A 16,209-nucleotide genomic window follows, 5' to 3' on the forward strand; every position below is an offset into this window, starting at 1 on the left:
TGCGGGCCGCGCGGCCCGCACCCGGTTCTCGTGTGGTGCCAGGTCAGCCCCGGTAGATCGCTTCGATCTCGTCCGCGAAGTCCTTCGCCACCACAGCGCGCTTGAGCTTCAGCGACGGTGTGATGTGCCCCGCCTCCTCGGTGAGCTGCGCGGGCAGTACCCGGAACTTGCGGACGGACTCGGCCTTGGAGACCGCCGCGTTGCCGTCGTCCACCGCCCGCTGGATCTCGGCGAGCAGCTCCGGGTCCTCGCGCAGCGACAGCGCGGTGGACCCCACCGGCTTGCCGTTCTCCTCGGCCCACCGCGCCAGGAACTCCTCGTCCAGCGTGATCAGCGCGCCGATGAACGGCCGCCCGTCGCCGACCACCATGCACTCGGCGACCAGGGCATGAGCACGGATGCGGTCCTCGATCACCGCGGGGGCGACGTTCTTGCCGCCCGCGGTGACGATGATCTCCTTCTTGCGGCCGGTGATCGCGAGATAGCCGTCCTCGTCGAGCGTGCCGATGTCACCGGTGTGGAACCAGCCGTCCGCCAGCGCATCGGCCGTCGCCGTCTCGTTGTTCCAGTAGCCGCTGAACAGGTGCTCGCCGTGCAGCAGCACCTCGCCGTCGTCCGCTATCCGTACGACCGAACCGGGCAGCGGCTGGCCGACCGTGCCGATCTTCTGCCGGTCCCACGGGTTGAAGGCGGTCGCCGCACAGGACTCGGTGAGGCCGTACCCCTCCAGCACTGTGAAGCCGATGCCCCGGTAGAAGTGGCCGAGCCGCTCGCCCAGCGGCGCGCCACCGGAGATCGCGTACTCGCCGCGTCCGCCGAGTACCGCCCGCAGCTTGCTGAAGACCAGCCGGTCGAAGACCTTGTGCTTGATCCGCAGGCCCGCGGACGGGCCCTGCGGGGTACCGAGCGCGCGGCTGTAGGCGATGGCGGTGTTCGCGGCCTTGTCGAAGATCTTTCCCTTGCCGTCGGCCTGCGCCTTGGCGCGCGCCGAGTTGTAGACCTTCTCGAAGACCCGGGGCACGCCCAGGATCAACGTCGGCCTGAAGGAGGCCAGTTCGTCCGTGAGGTGCTTGATGTCCGGTACGCAGCCGATCTTGATCGGCGCCATCACGGAGGAGACCTCGACCAGCCGGCCGAAGACATGCGCGGCGGGCAGGAAGAGCAGCACCGAACACTCGCCGCTGCGGAACAGCGGTTTCAGCCGCTCCACGATGTTGCCGCACTCGGCGAAGAAGCTGCGGTGGGTCAGCACGCAGCCCTTCGGGCGGCCGGTGGTCCCCGACGTGTAGACGATGGTGGCCGGATCGTCGGCCCGCGCCCGGGAGCTGCGCTCGTCCACGGTCGCGTCCGTGACCCCGGCGCCACTCGCCCTGAGCTCGTCGACGGCGCCCCGGTCGATCTGCCAGACGTGCTTGAGGGCCGGCAGCGAGTGCCGTACGGCCTCCACGGTCGCGGCGTGCGCGTCGCTCTCCACGAGCACCGCGACCGCTCCGGAGTCGCCGAGTATCCACTGCACCTGCTCGGCCGAACTGGTCTCGTACACCGGCACGGTGATCGCGCCCGCGCTCCAGATCGCGAAGTCCAGCTGCACCCACTCGTACCGGGTACGGGACATCAGCGCGACCCGGTCCCCGGGCTGCACACCCGCGGCGATCAGGCCCTTCGCGGCGTCATGGACCTCGGTGAGGAACCGGGCGGCGGTGACATCGGTCCAGGCGCCGGCCACCTTGCGGCCCATCACCGCGGCATCGGGGTGCTGAGCGGCGTTGCGGCGGATCAGATCTGTCAGATTGCCGTCCGATGGGACCTCGTACAGGGCCGGAAGGCTGAACTCACGCAAGACTGCTGCTCCTCTGGTCGACATCGCTGTCGCCACGACTGGACCTGACCGCCCGGACGTTACCCATGGGTACGCGGTTCCCGATAGGGGGTTCCGGCCAGATGTTCCATGCGTCACACGACACCGCTGTGCTTCGCGCAGAGTAGTCCACGCATGTCGAGCGGCGGCGGTATTCGCAGGTCCGGCACCCTCTATCCATGTTGTGCCCAGGAGTCCTAGGGTGATCTCCATGCGCGTGCATGTGGTCAGTGACGTCCATGGCAACACCAGCGGTCTGGCGAGGGCCGGCGACGGCGCCGACGCTCTCATCTGCCTCGGCGACCTGGTCCTCTTCCTGGACTACGCCGATCACTCCCGCGGGATCTTCCCCGACCTCTTCGGGGTCGAGAACGCCGACCGCATCGTGGAGCTGCGCACCGCGCGCCGCTTCGACGAGGCGCGCGACCTCGGCCGCAGGCTCTGGAGCGGGGTGGACCGCGACACCGCGATCGAGACGGCGGTGCGCAGCCAGTACGCCGACATGTTCGCGGCCTTCCCCACTCCGACGTACGCGACCTACGGCAACGTCGACATCCCACCGCTCTGGCGCGAGTACGCCCGCCCCGGTACGACCGTCCTGGACGGCGAGCGCGTCGAGATCGGCGGCCGTGTCTTCGGCTTCGTCGGCGGCGGCCTCAGGACCCCGATGCGCACGCCCTACGAGGTGAGCGACGAGGAGTACGCGGCCAAGATCGAGGCGCTCGGCGACGTCGACGTGCTCTGTACGCACATCCCGCCCGAGGTCCCGGAGCTGGTGTACGACACGGTGGCCCGCCGCTTCGAGCGGGGCAGCCGCGCCCTGCTCGCCGCGATCCAGCGCATCCGCCCGAAGTACGCGCTCTTCGGGCATGTGCACCAGCCCCTGTCCCGCCGGGTCCGTGTCGGCCGGACCGAGTGCGTGAACGTCGGCCACTTCGCTTCGACCTCGCGGCCCTGGGTCATGGAGTGGTAGCGGTCAGTGGTGGGCGGTCAGCGGTAGCCGGTCGGTGGTGGGCGGTCAGCGGTCCGGTGCGCACGCGATAGCCTTCACAGCGCATGCACACCGGATTCCGCACTGGAGGAGCCACGGCGATGGCTGAACACACCAGCTCAAGCATCACGATCGAGGCCGCACCGGCCGACGTCATGGGCGTGATCGCCGACTTCGCCCGCTACCCGGAGTGGACCGGCGAGGTCAAGGAGGCCGAAGTGCTCTCCACCGACGCCGAGGGCCGCGCCGAGCAGGTCAGGCTGGTGCTCGACGCCGGCGCGATCAAGGACGACCACACCCTCGCGTACACCTGGACCGGCGCCGACGAGGTCAGCTGGACGCTGGTCAAGTCGCAGATGCTCCGCGCGCTCGACGGTACGTACCTCCTCGCCCCGGCCGGTGACGCCACCGAGGTCACCTACCGGCTGACCGTCGACGTCAAGATCCCGATGCTCGGGATGATCAAGCGCAAGGCCGAGAAGGTCATCATCGACCGCGCCCTGGCCGGTCTGAAGAAGCGGGTCGAGTCGGGCGCCGCAGCACAGTCCGAGGGCTGACGCCCGATGCGTACGGTCCTCGTCACCGGCCTCGGCGGCGCGGGCCGCACCACCGTCGCGGCGGCCACCGCGCTGGCGGCCGCCCGCGAAGGCGAACGGGTCCTGCTGCTCTCCACCGACCCGGACCCGGGTGAGAGTCTGTCCGCCGCCCGCGACGCGGGGGTGCGGGCCGAACGGATCGACTCCGGCGCACACTTCCGTACCGAACTGCTGGCCCTCCAGGAACGCGGCGCCGCGGCCCTCGATCTGCTCGGCGCTGCCAGGCTGGAGGAGGAGGAGCTGACCGAGCTGCCGGGCGCCGGGCAGCTCGCGCTGCTGCACGCGCTGCGCACCGTCGACAGCGCCGAGTGGGACCTGACCGTCGTCGACATGCCTCCCGTCCAGGAGACCCTGGCCGTCCTCGCCCTCCCCGAGCAGCTCCGCCGCTACCTGCGCCGGCTGCTGCCGCCCGAGCGGCAGGCGGCCCGGGCGCTGCGCCCGATGCTGGCCCAGCTCGCGGGCGTCCCGATGCCCGCGCAGTGGGTGTACGGGACGACCGCCCGGTGGGAGGACGAACTGGCCGCGGTCCAGGCCAGGATCGACGACCCGGACACCACCGTGCGGCTGGTGGCCGAGCCGGGACCCGCCGCCACCCGGGCGCTGCGCACCGCCCGTACCGGGATCGCCCTGTACCGCCGCACCCTCGACCTGGTCGTCGCGAACCGGCTGCTGCCCACCGGCTCCCGCGACCCCTGGCTCGCTGCGCTCGCGGCACAGCAGCAGGAGCACCTCAAGGAGCTGTCGGCCTGCTTCGGCGACGTGGACGTGGCGGAACTTCCCCATCTGGGACGCGCCCCGCGCACCGCCGACGAGCTGGTCCCGCTGGAACGCCCGGCCGCTCGCCGTGCGGCGGCCCCGGAGTGGAGCGTCGAGGACCGGCTCGCCGACGACGGCGTGCTGGTCTGGCAGCTTCCGCTGCCCGGCGCGGTCAAGGAGGAGCTGGGCCTGGTGCGGCGCGGCGACGAACTGCTGCTCACCGCAGGGCCGTTCCGCAGGACCGTCACCCTGCCGTCGGCGCTCCGCCGCTGCACGGTCGAGGGCGCGGGGCTCACGGACGGGGTGCTGGGCATCCGGTTCGCGCCCGATCCGGGGCTGTGGCCGCAGAGCCGCTGACCGGGCCGGATACGGAGCCGTCGACCGAGCGGCCCGACCGCCGCTGACCGGGCCGGTGAACGTAGCAGGGCCGTTCGGGTAACGTCGTAAGTACGGTCCGAAGTACACCCGTATCCGTCGCAGGAGTCCGCCATGAGCGAAGCCACCGAGCAGCCCGACACCGACTCGGACGCCTGGGCGAAGGCCTGCGCCGAGGACCTCGCAGCGGAGAAGGCCCGCCGCCGCGCCCAGTACGGAAGCCCCGAGGGATCGGCGGCCGACGAGCTCAAGAAGCTCTTCGAAGCGGTCGCCGACAAGGTGTCCGACTTCCAGTCGTCGCTCCCCGGCATGGCCGCCCAGGGCGCCGTGCAGCAGTTCCTCAGCCAGGCGAAGTCCGTCGTCGAGCCCGTGGTCGAGCGCAACCCCGATGTCTTCGACCACCTGGCGGCCGCCGGCGGTGAACTCCTCGCCGCCTACCGTTCGGCGGTGGAGAAGCAGGAACAGCGGTGGACCGCGGGCCGGGAAACGGCCGAGGGCCGGGACGCGGGCAAGGACGACGGCGGCGACGAGGGCCCCGGCCCGGCCGAGCGCATCGATCTGGACTGATCACCCCGGGCCTGCGGCCCTCGGGTACGGTTGCCCCTCAGCGGGGCTCGACCGAAAACTGAGGGACTCATGGGACTCACCATCGGCGTCGACATCGGCGGCACGAAGATCGCGGCCGGAGTGGTCGACGAAGAGGGCGCCATTCTCGATGTGCACAGGGTGCCCACCCCGCCGACCGCCGAAGGCATCGTCGACGCTATCTGCGCGGCAGTCTCCGAGGCCGGCAAGGGGCACGAGATCGAGGCGGTCGGCATCGGGGCAGCCGGATACGTGGACGACAAGCGGGCGACCGTCCTCTTCGCGCCGAACATCAACTGGCGGCACGAGCCGCTCAAGGACAAGGTCGAGCAGCGCATCGGCCTGCCCGTGGTCGTGGAGAACGACGCCAACGCGGCTGCCTGGGGCGAGTACAAGTTCGGTGCGGGCCAGGGGCACGAGGACGTCATCTGCATCACGATCGGCACCGGTCTCGGCGGCGGCATCATCATCGGCAACAAGCTGCGCCGTGGACGGTTCGGTGTGGCCGCCGAGTTCGGCCACATCCGGGTCGTCCCGGACGGGCTGCTGTGCGGCTGCGGCAGCCAGGGCTGCTGGGAGCAGTACGCGTCGGGCCGGGCCCTCGTCAGGTACGCGACGCAGCGCGCCAACGCCACCCCGGACCACGCACAGGTGCTGCTCGGCCTCGGCGACGGCACCCCCGGCGGCATCCAGGGCAAGCACATCAGCGAGGCCGCCCGCCAGGGCGACCCGGTGGCCATCGACTCGTTCCGCGAGCTGGCCCGCTGGGCCGGCGCCGGTCTGGCCGATCTGGCCTCGCTCTTCGACCCTTCGGCCTTCATCGTCGGCGGTGGTGTGTCGGACGAGGGCGAACTGGTCCTCGACCCGATCCGCAAGTCGTTCCGGCGCTGGCTGATCGGCGGCGCGTGGCGACCGCACGCCCAGGTGCTCGCGGCCCAACTGGGCGGCGAGGCAGGGCTGGTGGGCGCCGCAGACCTGGCCCGCCAGGGCTGACACGGGCAGTTGGACCGGCGCCTGCCGCATCCCCGGGGATGCGGCAGGCGCCGGTCCAACTGCCCGTCGTAGGGTGTCGCCCATGGCGATCACTACGCTGCCCGAATCTCGTACTGAGAGCGGCTCGGCCGTAATCCGGGTGCTCAGTTACAACATCCGCTCGATGCGCGACGACCGCGCGGCGCTGGTCCGGGTGATCCGTGCCTGCGACCCCGATCTGGTCCTCATCCAGGAGGCCCCGCGCTTCTTCCGCTGGCGCAAGGCCGCGGCCCGGCTCGCGGCCGCCACCGACCTGGTGACACTCGGCGGCGGAGCCCCCGCGGCCGGCCCGCTGCTGCTCTGTTCGCTGCGCGCCACGGTGGAGCGCAGCGAGGACGTGCTCCTGCCGCGCACCCCGGGGCAGCACCGGCGCGGTTTCGCGACCGCCGTGATCCGTATCGGGGGTGCCCGGCTCGGTGTGCTCAACTGCCATCTGAGCCTGCAGCCCGCCGAGCGCCACACGCAGGCGGGGCTGCTGCTCGACCGGCTCGGCTCGATGGACGTCCCGCACGCGGTCGTCGCCGGAGACCTCAACGACCGCCCGGACGGCCGGAGTTTCCGGCGGCTGGCGGCGGAGCTCCAGGACTGCCGTGCGGTGAAGCCGTGGGGCGGCGAGCACACCTACCCGGCGGCCGACCCGGACCGGCGGATCGACGCGGTCTTCGCGACGCCGGAGGTCGAGGTACTGGGGTGCGGAGTGCCGCAGGACATCCCGCAGGCGGACCTCCGGGCGGCGTCCGACCATCTCCCGGTACTCGCGGCGCTCCGGGTACGGACCGGCCCGTCCGGCGCCTGAGGCGACCGGATCAAACCAAGGGCAGCAGTCCTAGACCACGGCGCCCCGGCCGGGATCGTCCTCGTCGTCGTCCCCCGGCCCCATCCGCACCACCAGCGCCGCGAACCCGCCGAGGAACCCGCCGATACCGAGCGTCGCGAGCCACCACGTCATGTCCCAGCTCAGCACCACGGCGAGGATCAGCAGCACCGGCCCGCCCACGACGGCCAGCCACGCGAACTTCGCTGTGACGTCCGCCTCGGGGAGATCCGGGTCGGGCTGGACGAAGTGGCCCTCGTCCGAAGGGCCGAGGTCGTCGTCGGACGGCTGCGCCAGGCCGTGGTCGCGCGGGCCGCCGACGCCCGGGGCAAAGACGACCGAGCTGCCCAGCGGCCGGCCGGGCCCGCTCGCCGGACCGGGCTCGGCGTCCGCGTCCGGTTCCTCGGCCGCCGGCTCCCGGGCCCCGTCGGCGTTGACCCCCTCCTCCAGCAGGGCGAGGTCCTCCACCGACTTGAAGGGCTTGGTGCCCGCGGGATCGGCGGGCTCCTCGCCGTACCCCGCGACGATCGCCGCCCACACCGCTTCCTCGTCGATCGGCTGCGGTTCGCGCTCCGCCTCGTTCTCAGCCACCGGTGGTGCTCCCCTTCATCCCGACGCTCGGAGCGAGGCGGCCGATGAACGCGTGGCTCTGCTCGAAAATCCGCTCCGCATCGTGGTCCAACGTCGCCACGTGGTAGCTCTGTTCCAGCAGGACCTCCTCGACGTCCGTCGACGAGACCCGGCTGAGGATGCGGGCCGAGTCCGAGGGCCGCACCACATGGTCCTCGGCGCTGTGCAGCAGCAGCAACGGCTGAGTGACCTGGGGCAGTTCACGGTCCACCAGCCGGCAGAAACGCCGCAGCGAGTGGGCGCAGTGCAGCGGCACCCGGTCGTAACCCACCTCGACGGAGCCGCCCAGCGCGATGTCGCTGGCGATCCCCTTCGTCGTACGCACCAGATGCCGGGCGACCGGGAGCGCCTGCGCCGCGAGGCCGTGCACCTTGTTCAGCGGGTTGACCAGGACGAGGCCGCTCACCGAGTGGCCGTGCTTGGCGGCCAGCCGCAGGGCCAGCGCGCCGCCCATCGAGAGGCCGAAGACGAAGACCCGCTCGCACCGGTCGAGCAGGGCGCGCAGCTCGCGGTCCACCTCCGCGTACCAGTCCTGCCAGCCGGTGACCTGCATGTCCTGCCAGCGCGTGCCGTGCCCCGGAAGCAGCGGCAGCGAGACCGTCAGTCCCTGCTCGGCCAGATACCCGGCCCAGGGCCGCAGCGACTGCGGCGATCCGGTGAATCCATGGCAGAGGAGGACGCCGGTCTCTCCGCCTTCGTGGCGGTAGGGCTCGGCTCCAGGAAGCACCGGCACCGGGGTCTCCTGTTCGTCAGGTCTCGAAAGGTGTACTTCACCGTACGCGACCGGACCGACACCGACCAGGGCCGTCACCCCAGGACCGGGGGCGGATGGCCGGGGGCGCACGCCCCGCGCGGGATATGGTCGGTCCGACCGTCACAGGAAGGCATGCGAGTTGATCTACGGCGCAATGAAGTTCGCCATCGGGGGATCTCTGAAGGTCGCCTTCAGGCCCTGGGTGGAAGGGCTTGAGAACATCCCCGCGGAGGGGCCCGCCATCCTCGCGAGCAACCATCTGTCGTTCTCGGACTCCTTCTTCCTGCCCGCCGTGATGGACCGCAAGGTCACCTTCATCGCCAAGGCCGAGTACTTCACGTCGCCCGGTGTGAAAGGGAAGCTCACCGCCGCTTTCTTCAAGGGCGTCGGCCAGCTGCCGGTCGACCGCTCGGGCAGCCGCGGCGCGGGTGAGGCCGCGATCAGGAGTGGTGTCGAGGTGCTGGCCCGGGGCGAACTCTTCGGGATCTACCCGGAGGGCACCCGCTCACCGGACGGCCGCCTCTACCGGGGCAAGCCCGGAGGCCTCGCCCGGGTGGCGCTGGCGTCCGGTGCCCCCGTCATCCCCGTCGCGATGATCGACACCGAGAAGATCCAGCCGCCCGGACAGGTCATGCCCAAGCTGATGCGGCCGGGCATCAGGATCGGCAAGCCGCTCGACTTCAGCCGCTACTACGGCATGGAGAACGACCGGTTCATCCTGCGCTCGGTGACCGACGAGGTCATGTACGAGATCATGAAGCTCTCCGGCCAGGAGTACGTGGACATCTACGCGACCGCTGCCAAGCGCCGGATCGCGGACGAGGACAAGGCCCGGAAGGCCGCCGAGGCCGCCGGGGCCGGAGAGAAGAGCGACGGGGCGGACGGGTCCGGCAGCTAGCCGTACTGTCCGTCAGGGGTGGGTGTGATGGCGAAGGACCGGCGCGAGCGCGTCGTACGGATGTCGGTGGAGCTGCCCCTGTGGCGGGCTCTGACCGCGTACCGCGTGCTGACGATGGTCTACGCGATCCTGCTGTTCGCTTTCGCCTACCGGGAGTTCCACCGCCCGTGGGTGGCCATCGGCTACTTCGCGGTACTGACCGTCTGGACCCTGGCGACCCTTCCCAGGGTGGCCAACGCCGCCCGCTGCACCAAGCGCTTCCTGGGCGCCGATCTCACCGTCGCCCTCGCGGGCATCCTGCTGACGCCCGTCGCCGACTCGCACGCCCGGGTCGTCGGGGGCGCCACGACGATGCCGTCCATATGGACCGCCGGCTCCGTCCTGGCCTTCGCCATCAAGGGCGGCTGGCGCTGGGCCGCCTTCGCGTCGTCGCTGGTGGCGGTCGCCAACGTCACCGAGCGCGGTGAGCCCAGCGGGGACACCATCCACAACGTGATCCTGGTGTGGATCGCCTCCATCGCCATCGGCTACATCGTCGAGGTCGCCCGGGCTTCCGAGCGCACTCTCGCGCGCGCCCTGGAGATCGAGGCGGCCACCCGTGAGCGGGAGCGGCTGGCCCGCGACATCCACGACAGCGTGCTCCAGGTGCTGGCCATGGTGCAGCGGCGTGGCGCCGAGCTGGGCGGGGAGTCGGCCGAGCTCGGCAGGATGGCGGGGGAGCAGGAGGTGGCCCTGCGCACCCTGGTCTCCAGCGGTCTCGTCCCGCCGGCCCGGGACCCCGTCAGCACCGACGGGGCTCCCGGCGGCACTGACGGGGACGGACCGGATGGACGGGACGGACCGGACAGGCGGGGCGGCGGGTACGGGGCCGGACGGGAGCCCGGTGCGCGGGAAGCCGGCGGGCCTGAGCCGGGGCCCTGCGACCTGCGGGCGCTGCTCGCCCCGAACGCCGGATCGCGGGTGACCTTCGCGGAACCGGGTGCTCCGGTGTTCCTGGAGCCGGTGGCCGCGAAGGAGCTCGCCGCGGCTGTCAGTGCCGCCCTGGACAATGTCCGCAGACACGCGGGCAGCGGAGCCCGGGCGTGGATCCTGTTGGAGGACGAGCCGGACGAGGTGATCGTGACCGTACGGGACGACGGCCCCGGTATCCCGGCGGGGAGGCTCGCGGTCGCCGAGGGGGAGGGGCGTCTCGGTGTCGCTCTCTCCATCCGCGGCCGGCTGCGGGATCTGGGTGGCAGCGCCGAGCTGATCTCGGTACCGGGTCAGGGCACCGAGGTGGAACTGAAAGTCCCGAGGAGCACGCGGGATCCGGGGCACAAGCGGAACGCACGGGGGAGCGGACGGACATGAGCGAGCGGAACCGGATGAGTGAGCAGCGGACGGTCAAGGTGATGGTGGTCGACGACCACCCGATGTGGCGGGACGCGGTCGCCCGGGATCTGGCGGCCGCCGGCTTCGACGTCGTCGCCACGGCGGGCGACGGCCCGCAGGCGGTGCGGCGGGCCAGGGCCGTCACCCCCGACGTCCTGGTGCTCGACCTCAACCTGCCGGGCATGCCGGGCGTACAGGTCTGCAAGGAGCTGGTCGGAGCCGACCCCGGGCTCCGGGTCCTGGTGCTCTCGGCGAGCGGTGAGCACGCCGACGTACTGGAGGCGGTGAAGTCCGGCGCCACCGGCTATCTGCTGAAGTCGGCCAGTACACAGGAGCTCTCGGACGCCGTCCGCAGCACCGCGGCAGGCGACCCGGTGTTCACGCCGGGCCTGGCGGGCCTGGTGCTCGGCGAGTACCGCAGACTCGCGTCCGACCCGGCGCCCGCGGCCTCCGACGAGCCGAAGGCCCCGCAGCTCACCGAGCGGGAGACCGAGGTGCTGCGGCTGGTCGCGAAGGGGCTGAGCTACAAGCAGATCGCCGAACGCCTGGTCATCTCGCACCGCACCGTGCAGAACCACGTACAGAACACCCTGGGCAAGCTCCAGCTGCACAACCGTGTGGAGCTCGTGCGGTACGCGATAGAGCGCGGCCTCGATGATGCCTAGAGCCCTTCGTCCGGAACAGGCCGCGGCAGTCAAGGCCAACCGCACCCGGCAGGGCGGGAATTGACCTTCCGCCCTATCCCTTTGTGACCTGGGTCACCGTAGCGTGGACGGCGGTGTCTTCCACTGCGAACGGTGTCTTCCACTGCGAAGGGACGTGGTTCCATGCGGGTCGGAGTGCTGACCGGGGGCGGCGACTGCCCCGGGCTCAACGCGGTCATCCGGGCTGCCGTCCGCAAGGGCGTGCAGGAATACGGCTTCGGGTTCACCGGATTCAAGGACGGCTGGCGCGGCCCCCTGGAGGGCGACACCGTCACACTCGGCATCCCGGAGGTGCGCGGGATCCTGCCGCGCGGCGGCACCATCCTCGGCTCGTCGCGCACCAACCCGTTCCGCACCGGGGACGGCGTCGACCGGGTACGGGAGAACCTCGCACGGGACGGGGTCGACGCGCTGATCGTGATCGGCGGCGAGGACACGCTGGGCGTGGCCGGCCGCCTCTGGGACGAGTACCGGGTCCCCTGTGTCGGCGTACCGAAGACCATCGACAACGACCTCTCGGCCACCGACTACACCTTCGGGTTCGACACGGCGGTGGGTATCGCGACCGAGGCCATCGACCGCCTCCACACCACCGCCGAATCACATATGCGCGTCCTGGTGGTCGAGGTGATGGGCCGGCACGCGGGGTGGATCGCCCTGCACTCCGGGCTGGCCGGCGGCGCCAACGTCATCCTCATCCCCGAGCAGCGCTTCGACATCGACCAGGTCTGCTCCTGGGTGACTTCGCGCTTCCGCGCCTCGTACGCCCCGATCGTGGTCGTCGCCGAGGGAGCGATGCCCAGGGACGGCGACGCGGTGCTCAAGGACGGCACCCTCGACTCCTTCGGCCACACCCGGCTCTCCGGGGTCGGCGAATGGCTCGCCACCGAGATCGAGAAGCGGACCGGCAAGGAGGCCCGCACCACCGTCCTCGGCCATGTCCAGCGCGGCGGCACCCCCAGCGCCTTCGACCGCTGGCTGGCCACCCGGTTCGGCCTGCACGCGATCGACGCCGTACGCGACGGGGACTTCGGCAAGATGGTCGCCCTCAGCGGGACGGACATCGTGCGGGTGCCGATCGCCGAGGCGACCGCACGGCTCAAGACGGTCGACCCCGCGCTCTACCGTGAGGCCGGGGTCTTCTTCGGCTGAGCCCGGGCGGGCGGGCCCGCGCCGCCGAGGCTGAGCGGGCCCGCGCACTACGCCGTGCACCAGCGCCGTACGTCCGCTGTCCGCGCCGGACGGCCGTCTACACCAGCACCCCCGCCAGCAGCCCGGCCACGAGACGGGCGCCGTTCTTCGTCAGTACCGACTCGGGGTGGAACTGCACACCGGCGAACCCGTCCCCGCGCAGCGCGTGCACCTCGCCGCCGACCGGTTCACGGCTCAGCTCGATCCGGTGCATCGCCAGCTCCGCCGCCGCGCTGTCGTCGCACCGCGCCGTGTACGAGTTGTAGAACCCGACCGTCTCCTGGCGTCCGAAGAAGTCGATGCGCTCCTGGGCGCCCTGGTGGGGGACCGCCTTCCGGACGATCTCCAGGCCCAGTTCGGCCGCCAGCAGCTCATGGCCCAGACACACCCCGAGCAGCCCGTGCCGGTGGTCGCGGACCAGCTCCGCGGTGAGCCCCCGCAGGAACCGCATCTTCGGGTCGGTCCGGTCCGCCGGGTTGCCGGGCCCCGGGCCGAGCACCACCGGGCCCCGGTGCCCCAGGACGCTCTCCCGCAGACCGGGCTCGTCGTACCGCCGCACCGTCACCTCCAGCCCCGAGGACCGCAGCAGATGCGCCAGCATCGAGGTGAAGGTGTCCTCCGCGTCCACCACCAGTGCATGGCCCGCCACGGTGGCGGTCGTCTCCTGCATCCGCAGCCAGAACGGCGCGAGGTCGGCCCGCCGCGACTCCAGGGCGGCCCGCACCCGGGGGTCGTCCGCGAGCCGCGGCCCCGCCGTCTCCCGGCGGGGCCGGCCCTCCCGCACTCCGAGGGCCGTCAGCACCCCCGCCCCCTTGGCATGGGTCTCGGCGACCTCGCTCGCCGGGTCCGAGTGGCGTACGAGCGTGGCGCCGACCGAGACCCGCAGCGCGCCCCCGGCCGAGATGTCCGCCGTACGGATCAGGATCGGCGAGTCCAGCGTCTGCGCCCCGCCCGCGTCGCGCCCGATGAGCGCCAGCGCGCCCGCGTAGTAGCCGCGCCCGTCCGCCTCGTACCGCTCGATGACCCGGCAGGCGTTCTGCACCGGCGAACCGGTGACAGTCGCCGCGAACATCGTCTCCTTCAGCACCTCCCGCACATCCATCGAGCTGCGGCCCCGCAACTCGTACTCGGTGTGCGCGAGATGGGCCATCTCCTTCAGCCGCGGTCCGACGACGACCCCGCCCATGTCGCCGACGGTGCACATCATCTTCAGCTCCTCGTCCACCACCATGGAGAGCTCATCGGTCTCCTTGCGGTCGCCGAGGAACTCAAGCAGCGCCTCGGTGGTCGGCCCCTCCGGCGGATAGCGGAAGGTCCCGCTGATCGGGTTCATCACGACCGTCCCGCCGGACATCCGGACGTGCACCTCCGGGCTCGCGCCGACCAGGGTGCGCTCCCCGGTGTGCACCACGAAGGTCCAGTACGCGCCCCGCTCACCGTCGAGCAGCCGCCGGAAGAGGGCCAGCGCGTCCGCCCGTCCGAAGCCGGGGACCGAGCCCGTGTACGTACGGCGGATGACGAAGTTCGCCCCTTCGCCGCGGCCGATCTCGTCCGCGACGACCCGTCCGACGATCTCCCGGTAGGCGTCGTCGCTGATGTCGAAGCCGCCGTCCTCGACCTGCACGCCGTGGGCGGGCAGCTGGTCGAGCACCTCGCCGAGCGGCAGCTCGTACGTCTCGTCGGCGACCAGCACCGCCAGCGGAGTCCCGTCGTCGCGTACGTCGAAACCGCGCTCCGCGATCTGCCGGAACGGCACCAGGGCCAGCACCGGACCGCTGCCGCCGTCCGGGATGTCCGCGAGCCGTGCCACCTCGTGGACCTCGCCGGTCAGCAGCTCGACCGTGTCGTGGTCATGGCCGGGAGCACGCCTGCGCAGCAGGGCGAAGGGGCGGTGGTCGTCCAGCAGTGCGCTGATGAGCATCGGGGTTGTTCCTTCCGGGCGCCCCGCGGTGCGGGGAGGGGATACGGAGAGGAACGGCCGGTGGAAACACGGAAGGCCGCCCCTCGGGCGGCCTTCGCTTCGTCTGTGCGCGCGATGTCAGTGGGCCGCCGGATGAGCGGTCCACCACCAGTTTCGAATCGTCGTCGCGAACATGGTCGGGACTGTAGCGCATCGGCGATGCCCGTCCGGGATGCCCGTCCGTCTCATCCACCGGGCACCACCAGAACCGGTGACGGTGACCCCGTACTGTTGGCGGTGTGACCGTGAACGCTGAAACCCAAACCCCCGCCGCAGAGGCGGCCTGGCGACACCTTCCCGCGGTGCAGCAGCCCGAGTACCCGGATGCCGGAGCCCTGCGCGATGTGATCGCGGACCTCACGTCGTATCCGCCGCTCGTCTTCGCGGGCGAGTGCGACCAGCTGCGCGAGCGTCTGGGAGCCGTGGCCAGGGGCGAGGCGTTCCTGCTTCAGGGCGGGGACTGCGCCGAGGCCTTCGACGCCGTGTCCGCGGAGCAGATCAGGGCGAAGCTGAAGACGCTGCTGCAGATGAGCGCCGTGCTCACCTACGCGGCCTCCGTGCCCGTGGTGAAGGTCGGCCGGATCGCGGGGCAGTACTCCAAGCCGCGCTCCAAGGGCACCGAGACCCGCGACGGCGTGACGCTCCCGACGTACCGCGGTGACTCGGTCAACGGCTTCGACTTCGACGAGAAGTCCCGGATCCCGGACCCCGAGCGGCTCAAGCGGATGTACCACGCGTCCGCCTCGACGCTGAACCTGGTCCGCGCCTTCACCACCGGCGGCTACGCCGACCTGCGCCAGGTGCACGCCTGGAACCAGGACTTCGTGAAGTCCTCGCCGTCCGGGCAGCGTTACGAGCAGCTCGCCCGCGAGATCGACAGCGCGCTCAACTTCATGAAGGCGTGCGGGACCGACCCGGCGGAGTTCCGCGCGGTCGAGTTCTACGCCTCGCACGAGGCGCTGCTCCTCGACTACGAGTCGGCGCTGACCCGCACGGACTCCCGTACCGGCAAGCTCTACGACACGTCCGGCCACATGGTCTGGGTCGGCGAGCGCACCCGGCAGCTGGACCACGCGCACATCGAGTTCGCCTCGCAGATCCGCAACCCGATCGGCGTGAAGCTCGGCCCGACGACCACGCCGGAGGAGGCGCTCAGCTACATCGAGCGGCTGGACCCGGACCGCGAGCCCGGCCGGCTGACCTTCATCGTCAGGATGGGCGCCGACAAGGTCCGCGACAAGCTGCCGAACCTGGTCGAGAAGGTCACCGCGTCCGGCGCCCAGGTCGTCTGGGTCACGGACCCGATGCACGGCAACACCTTCGAGGCGGCGTCCGGCCACAAGACCCGCCGCTTCGACGACGTGCTCGACGAGGTCAAGGGCTTCTTCGAGGTCCACAAGAGCCTCGGCACGCACCCCGGCGGCATCCATGTCGAGCTGACCGGTGACGACGTCACCGAGTGCGTGGGCGGCGGCGACGAGATCTTCGTCGACGACCTGCACCAGCGCTACGAGACGGCCTGCGACCCGCGGCTCAACCGCAGCCAGTCGCTCGACCTGGCGTTCCTGGTCGCGGAGATGTACCGGGCGCAGTAGGCGGCAGGACAGCGGTACCGGCAGGACAGCGACACCGGCAGTACAGCGGAAAGGGCCGTGGGGCGCGGATCACAGCGATCCGGACCCCACGGCCCTTTT

16 protein-coding genes are annotated in these 16,209 nt (G+C 71.4%); 11 read left to right on the forward strand and 5 right to left on the reverse strand.

What is annotated here, in order from left to right:
- Positions 1-43: 43 nt before the first annotated feature.
- Complete coding sequence (locus tag OG385_RS25040) at positions 44-1,840, reverse strand: long-chain fatty acid--CoA ligase (RefSeq protein WP_266857845.1); 1,797 nt, start codon at positions 1,838-1,840, stop codon at positions 44-46.
- Between the two features lie 229 nt (positions 1,841-2,069).
- Between OG385_RS25040 and OG385_RS25045 the strand changes: the two genes are divergently transcribed.
- The 6 genes from OG385_RS25045 to OG385_RS25070 all read left to right on the forward strand — a co-directional run bounded on the left by OG385_RS25045 (position 2,070) and on the right by OG385_RS25070 (position 6,989).
- Positions 2,070-2,831, forward strand: a complete 762-nt coding sequence (locus OG385_RS25045) for a metallophosphoesterase (RefSeq protein ID WP_266857847.1) — start codon at positions 2,070-2,072, stop codon at positions 2,829-2,831.
- A 119-nt stretch (positions 2,832-2,950) separates the two neighbouring features.
- A complete protein-coding gene (locus tag OG385_RS25050; protein ID WP_266857848.1) occupies positions 2,951-3,406 on the forward strand; it encodes an SRPBCC family protein in 456 nt (151 codons plus the stop codon).
- A gap of 6 nt (positions 3,407-3,412) precedes the next feature.
- Complete coding sequence (locus OG385_RS25055) at positions 3,413-4,558, forward strand: ArsA family ATPase (RefSeq protein WP_266857849.1); 1,146 nt, start codon at positions 3,413-3,415, stop codon at positions 4,556-4,558.
- Between the two features lie 132 nt (positions 4,559-4,690).
- The gene (locus OG385_RS25060; RefSeq protein ID WP_266857851.1) at positions 4,691-5,143 is read left to right on the forward strand and encodes a DUF5304 domain-containing protein; all 453 of its coding nucleotides are present in this window, start codon (positions 4,691-4,693) and stop codon (positions 5,141-5,143) included.
- Positions 5,144-5,212: 69 nt separating this feature from the next.
- A complete protein-coding gene (locus OG385_RS25065) occupies positions 5,213-6,154 on the forward strand; it encodes an ROK family glucokinase (protein WP_266857853.1) in 942 nt (313 codons plus the stop codon).
- An 82-nt stretch (positions 6,155-6,236) separates the two neighbouring features.
- Positions 6,237-6,989, forward strand: coding sequence for an endonuclease/exonuclease/phosphatase family protein (locus OG385_RS25070; RefSeq protein WP_266857854.1), 753 nt, complete (start codon positions 6,237-6,239; stop codon positions 6,987-6,989).
- A 30-nt stretch (positions 6,990-7,019) separates the two neighbouring features.
- Here the strand turns inward: OG385_RS25070 and OG385_RS25075 are convergent, their stop codons facing one another.
- Both OG385_RS25075 and OG385_RS25080 read right to left on the reverse strand, forming a co-directional pair.
- Positions 7,020-7,598 (reverse strand): hypothetical protein, encoded by a 579-nt coding sequence (locus OG385_RS25075; protein ID WP_266857855.1) that lies wholly within the window; start codon positions 7,596-7,598, stop codon positions 7,020-7,022.
- A complete protein-coding gene (locus tag OG385_RS25080) occupies positions 7,591-8,370 on the reverse strand; it encodes a carboxylesterase (RefSeq protein WP_266857856.1) in 780 nt (259 codons plus the stop codon). Before OG385_RS25080 ends, OG385_RS25075 begins: the two co-directional genes overlap by 8 nt.
- A 160-nt stretch (positions 8,371-8,530) precedes the next feature.
- Between OG385_RS25080 and OG385_RS25085 the strand changes: the two genes are divergently transcribed.
- The 4 genes from OG385_RS25085 to OG385_RS25100 all read left to right on the forward strand — a co-directional run bounded on the left by OG385_RS25085 (position 8,531) and on the right by OG385_RS25100 (position 12,516).
- A complete protein-coding gene (locus tag OG385_RS25085) occupies positions 8,531-9,289 on the forward strand; it encodes a 1-acyl-sn-glycerol-3-phosphate acyltransferase (protein ID WP_266857858.1) in 759 nt (252 codons plus the stop codon).
- 27 nt (positions 9,290-9,316) lie between these two features.
- On the forward strand, positions 9,317-10,639 hold the full coding sequence (locus tag OG385_RS25090; RefSeq protein ID WP_266857860.1) for a MacS family sensor histidine kinase: 1,323 nt from the start codon (positions 9,317-9,319) through the stop codon (positions 10,637-10,639).
- On the forward strand, positions 10,636-11,325 hold the full coding sequence (locus OG385_RS25095; protein WP_266857862.1) for a response regulator transcription factor: 690 nt from the start codon (positions 10,636-10,638) through the stop codon (positions 11,323-11,325). The genes OG385_RS25090 and OG385_RS25095 overlap by 4 nt, the downstream gene beginning before the upstream one ends.
- A gap of 162 nt (positions 11,326-11,487) precedes the next feature.
- Complete coding sequence (locus OG385_RS25100) at positions 11,488-12,516, forward strand: 6-phosphofructokinase (protein ID WP_266861148.1); 1,029 nt, start codon at positions 11,488-11,490, stop codon at positions 12,514-12,516.
- 97 nt (positions 12,517-12,613) lie between these two features.
- Here OG385_RS25100 and OG385_RS25105 read toward each other — a convergent pair whose 3' ends face one another.
- Together OG385_RS25105 and OG385_RS37485 are read right to left on the reverse strand one after the other, a co-directional pair.
- A complete protein-coding gene (locus OG385_RS25105) occupies positions 12,614-14,476 on the reverse strand; it encodes an anthranilate synthase family protein (protein WP_266857864.1) in 1,863 nt (620 codons plus the stop codon).
- A 117-nt stretch (positions 14,477-14,593) separates the two neighbouring features.
- Positions 14,594-14,704 carry a trp operon leader peptide gene (locus tag OG385_RS37485; protein WP_353963171.1) on the reverse strand — a complete coding sequence of 37 codons (111 nt, stop codon included), beginning with the start codon at positions 14,702-14,704 and terminating at the stop codon, positions 14,594-14,596.
- 50 nt (positions 14,705-14,754) lie between these two features.
- Here OG385_RS37485 and OG385_RS25110 point away from each other — a divergent pair, with 50 nt between their 5' ends.
- A complete protein-coding gene (locus tag OG385_RS25110) occupies positions 14,755-16,110 on the forward strand; it encodes a class II 3-deoxy-7-phosphoheptulonate synthase (RefSeq protein ID WP_266857866.1) in 1,356 nt (451 codons plus the stop codon).
- Positions 16,111-16,209 lie beyond the last annotated feature (99 nt).

This window comes from Streptomyces sp. NBC_01306 (genome assembly GCF_026340465.1).
Lineage (GTDB): Bacteria > Actinomycetota > Actinomycetes > Streptomycetales > Streptomycetaceae > Streptomyces.